5 protein-coding genes and 1 pseudogene are annotated in these 4310 nt (G+C 36.5%); 4 read left to right on the forward strand and 2 right to left on the reverse strand.

The genetic code is table 11. The features are described 5' to 3' along the window. Positions 1-107: 107 nt before the first annotated feature. A complete protein-coding gene (locus B5F53_RS19265) occupies positions 108-1328 on the reverse strand; it encodes an MATE family efflux transporter (protein WP_275532212.1) in 1221 nt (406 codons plus the stop codon). Positions 1329-1546: 218 nt separating this feature from the next. Between B5F53_RS19265 and B5F53_RS19270 the strand changes: the two genes are divergently transcribed. Then, complete coding sequence (locus tag B5F53_RS19270; protein ID WP_162610655.1) at positions 1547-2194, forward strand: Crp/Fnr family transcriptional regulator; 648 nt, start codon at positions 1547-1549, stop codon at positions 2192-2194. A 119-nt stretch (positions 2195-2313) separates the two neighbouring features. On the opposite strand, the gene B5F53_RS19275 is transcribed toward B5F53_RS19270, so the two are convergent. Next, the gene (locus B5F53_RS19275) at positions 2314-2691 is read right to left on the reverse strand and encodes a TnpV protein (RefSeq protein WP_087227092.1); all 378 of its coding nucleotides are present in this window, start codon (positions 2689-2691) and stop codon (positions 2314-2316) included. Positions 2692-2821: 130 nt separating this feature from the next. Here B5F53_RS19275 and B5F53_RS20900 point away from each other — a divergent pair. From B5F53_RS20900 to B5F53_RS19290, 3 genes and pseudogenes are all read left to right on the forward strand, one after another. Next, positions 2822-2932, forward strand: a pseudogene (locus tag B5F53_RS20900) (pyridoxamine 5'-phosphate oxidase family protein); the annotation flags it as partial. Positions 2933-2988: 56 nt separating this feature from the next. Beyond that, positions 2989-3450 carry a GNAT family N-acetyltransferase gene (locus B5F53_RS19285; protein ID WP_087227094.1) on the forward strand — a complete coding sequence of 154 codons (462 nt, stop codon included), beginning with the start codon at positions 2989-2991 and terminating at the stop codon, positions 3448-3450. A 117-nt stretch (positions 3451-3567) separates the two neighbouring features. After that, positions 3568-4047 (forward strand): MGMT family protein, encoded by a 480-nt coding sequence (locus tag B5F53_RS19290; protein ID WP_087227096.1) that lies wholly within the window; start codon positions 3568-3570, stop codon positions 4045-4047. Positions 4048-4310 lie beyond the last annotated feature (263 nt).

Below are 4310 nucleotides of genomic sequence, written 5' to 3' on the forward strand. Positions count from 1 at the left end.
TGATAGGACATTACCGTACCGTTGCTTAAATTGCCGGGTTTCAGTTCTTCCTCCACCCACATATCCAGCAGCATACCGACCGTTGCGTTTTCAGCCTTTGCAACAAACTAGTTGCTTCTGATTGCTTTTGAAGTTTGCATATACATCAAAACACAGATAACCGCTAAAACGGTTTCTACAATCGGTTGTGCTGCAATAACGCCGTTCAATTTCCATAAATTGTTCAATAGAATAACTGCAGGGATAAACAATACGATATTTCTCATAATCGTAATGAGCAAAGATTTTACTGCCGCACCCAATGCTTGAAAACAGCTTGTTACCATATTGATGATACCAAGCATTGGCGCTGACAGACCTAAAATACTGATAAAATACCCTGCTTGATTTATAAGTAATTCGTCATGTAAAAATATGTTTGCAAGATTTTTCCCAAACAAACAAAAGGTAATTAAAAAGATAACACCCAAAAGTATATCGTAAATCGTTGACAGCCTCATCACTTGCGACATACGGTCTTTTTTGTCCCCTCCGTAACAATACCCTATAAGCGGGGCGACCCCTTGCGAAAGGCCAACTGAAAGCATAATCGGAACCATATCAATTTTGTAAGCAATTCCATATGATGCAACTGCGTTTGAACCATAAATTCCAATAAAGTTGTTGAGAACAATATTGGAAACACTAAGCAAAACAGTGATAAGCGCGCCGGGTATTCCGATACTCACAACACCACTCACCATTTTCTTGTTTGGTGCAAAATGTCTGATTGAAACCGACACAAGTTCATTTCCTTTTCTATCGGCTTTAATCATACAGATTAGATAATAAATAGTAGAGCAGAAAAAACCAAAAGATGTGGCAAGTGCTGCACCTGCCGTTCCCCAATCCAATAATACGATAAAAATGAAATCAAAAATTATATTGATTGAATTTCCGAGTGCCAGACCGATAGTACTTTCCTTAATAAATCCAATAGAACGAAAAAGATGAACCAATCCGTTAGAAACTATTATAAATGGTGCGCCAAGAAAGATATATCTCAGATAATCATAGGTATAAACCATATTTTCTGCGTCGGCACCCGATATTTTTGCAATTGGTTTCATTAAAAGAATACCAACAAGCAAAATAATAATTCCAACAAACATCATTGTGTACAAACAAAAATTCAGTGTGTGCCTGCCTTCTTTCTTTTTGTTTTCACCTAACAGTCTGGCAATCACACTGTTTCCGCCCATTCCAAAAATAGAAGCTACCGACATAATAATCAGAAGAATCGGCGTACATAATGTAACTGCAGCAATCATTGCGGGTTCTTTTGTCAAAGAAACAAAAAAAAGTATCTGCGATGTTATAAATCAGCGTTGTAAGCTGTCCCAACATAGCAGGTAATCCCATACGCATAATTGCTTTTGAAATATTTTTTTCTTCAAATACCGTTGTCATAAATAAAACCTCCAAGCTGCTTTCTTGCAATTTTTATTAGTATACATTATAATAAAAAAGAAAACTCGGACATATGTCCTGTTGGAAAGAGAAGCAAATGAAGAAATATTATGACAAAGTATTTATTGAAAACTGTTTGAAACAAACAAAATTTGAATCCATAATGAGCAGTTTTACAAATCACTTATTTGTTGCACAATACGAAAAGGGTGAATTTATCACCACACCATTACAAACAGACCACTTATTTCAAATTATCATTCAAGGTTCTGTAAGTATTTATTTTATTCGAGATGACGGGTCGGTATATGCTCTTGCAAACGGCAGGGAAAATGATTTATTGGGCGAGATGGAGATTTTTCAACATCAACCTAGCAGTGTCTATGCTGAAGCAAATGACGATGTAATTTGCCTTGCACTGTCTACAGAAACAAGCAAGGAAGATTTATTGGGAAGCTGTTCTTTTTTGCAGATGATATGTGAATCTTTAACTTGTAAAATGGAATCTATCACAACAAAAGACGCTGCTCCCGCAAATTTGAAGCAGAGGGTTTTGACTTATATGCAGTACAAATGCAGTGATGGAGAATTGAAAGGTTTGGAAAAGGCTGCGTTCCACTTAAATTGCAGCGCCCGCCAACTACAAAGAATTCTTAATCAGTACGAAGCCGATAGAATTGTAGCCAAAACTGGTAAAGGAGCTTACAAACTTACTATCTCCTCACATTTTTTATCAGATAAGTGAAAATCGTTATCCGTCTAATTTTCTGTTGCTTTATTGTGTATGCGTGTTGTACAAAGCAGATAATCTTTCCATAAAGCAGAACGGCAGTTTTTCATTCATGGAAACTGCCGCTAAGCTGGTTACATAAAAATCAATTCTGTATTTACAATTTCTTCTGCTCTGCTCCGAATGTTATTCATTGTTCCAACCCACGCCATTGGGGCGTTTGCCTTTAGATGCTCGGTAATCCCTTGTTTTTCTGCCATTTCTTTCACCAACCGAAAAAACATTTCTTCTGCCTGCTTGTCAATGTCGGCAAGGTAACTGTTCAGTTTTCCGCCTGTGAGCAGAGAGGTATAGGTTACTTGCTTATGCTCTTTCAAAAAGCGTTTATGCCGCTGTCTCCAAATGTCAATAGTTTTTTGTTCATCGTCTGATAAGGTAAGACAAGGGATATAATAATCACCTTGAAGTTCGTACCAAAGTCCGTTGTTTTCATCATAAATATACTTGTCCATTTACAAATCCTCCAGTATAATATATTCTCACATACATCACAGTTCCGCGATTGCCACACTTGTTATATCTTGTTATCAGATTTTCTTTCCCTTGTATTTGCCCTTATGAGCAGTCGGGAAGAGAATAACTGAGTGGATTGATAACGGGCATAATAATTTTGATGATGAAAATACTATAATTTTGTGCGTGGAATTAACAGACGGGCTAATACTCTCGCATGGTATGAGGTATGAGTTCTAGTCTTTAACTCCTTAGTTTACAGAATAGGAGAAATTGGAAGTTGACGAGGTAAGGGTATGATATATACAATGGCAACATCTATTATGGCAGAAGAAATACAAAATGTTTTACATACAACAATCAAAATGGTCTATTCAAAATATTATCCGAAAGAAGTAGTAGATTTCTTCTGTAAACACCATAATCGAGAACATATTTTAGAAGGTATAGCTTCAGGAAACATGGGGGTATTATTAGATAACCAAACGATTGTGGGAACAGGATGTTTCGACCGCAACCATATCACAGGAGTATATGTATTACCTTGCTTTCAAAATCAAGGTTATGGCTCACATATTCTGGACTGCCTGGAAACAGAAATTGCAAAAAACTTTCCTGTTGCTATGTTGGATGCGTCACTTCCTGCTGTATTTCTATACGAGCATAGAGGTTATAAAACAGTAGGACATGGCGTTCTTGAATTAGAGAATGATGTCAAGTTGGTCTATGAAATCATGGAGAAAAAATTAAAAAGTTGACTGTAGTAAAAATCCCAGCTTATCGAGCTGTAAAAATGGAAGTTGTCAAATTTTTTCAAACAGCCTCATTGCATAGAAATGACGAACAGACTATCCTTAAAGTAGGAGGTGGCAGAAATGGCAAACGAAAATAAAAAAGATTTTAATGCTATGTTGCATGATAATAAGGATATGCCAAAATTTCAAATCATTACAGACCAGAAAAGCATTGAAAAATATGGTGGAAGTAAAATGTATTTTGCACCGCCAATCGACTATGACAAGGTAATGAAAAAAATCCCTTATGGAAAAGTGATTACTGTTGGAAAGATAAGAGAATACTTTGCGGAGTTGAGCGGAGCGGACTTTACAGAACCGATTACAGCAGGGATTTTTGTTTCTATCGTGGCATGGGCAAGTTATCAGCGTTCAGAAGATGAAACGCCTTATTGGAGAACATTGAAAGCGAACGGAGAACTCAATGCTAAATATCCGAATGGTATCGAAGCACAGAAAGAAAAATTAGAAGCAGAGGGACACACCATTATTCAAAAAGGGCGTAAAAATATCCGATACTATGTAAAGGACTATGAAAATTCTCTCTTTGATTTGAAATAGGAAAATCCCAGTTTGATTAACTGAGAAGCAGTGTATATTATGAGTCTTATTATGTGATTGCAAAAGCTTATAATAACGGAGAATTTTAGAAAGGAATTAAAACCGCACTTAGATATGTTACGGAGAACCGTATCATAATGGAATTTTTGGAGATGTTATCTCCAGTTGACAAATTGCCAATAGTAGGTAAGTAGGTAATCATCCGTGCCTTGACAAAATATGAAAATCCCCCAGCATTTACCGGGGGAAAATTAGTCTCTCAT

Source organism: Blautia sp. An249, assembly GCF_002159835.1.
In the GTDB taxonomy this organism is placed as follows: Bacteria; Bacillota; Clostridia; order Lachnospirales; family Lachnospiraceae; genus Blautia_A; species Blautia_A avistercoris.

Excerpts from the sequence above, each read along its gene's own strand:
- B5F53_RS19275 (WP_087227092.1), bottom strand. The coding sequence starts at position 2,691 with ATGGACAAGTATATTTATGATGAAAACAACGGACTTTGGTACGAACTT.
- B5F53_RS19290 (WP_087227096.1), top strand. The coding sequence starts at position 3,568 with ATGGCAAACGAAAATAAAAAAGATTTTAATGCTATGTTGCATGATAAT.
- B5F53_RS19285 (WP_087227094.1), top strand. The coding sequence starts at position 2,989 with ATGATATATACAATGGCAACATCTATTATGGCAGAAGAAATACAAAAT.
- B5F53_RS19270 (WP_162610655.1), top strand. The coding sequence starts at position 1,547 with ATGAAGAAATATTATGACAAAGTATTTATTGAAAACTGTTTGAAACAA.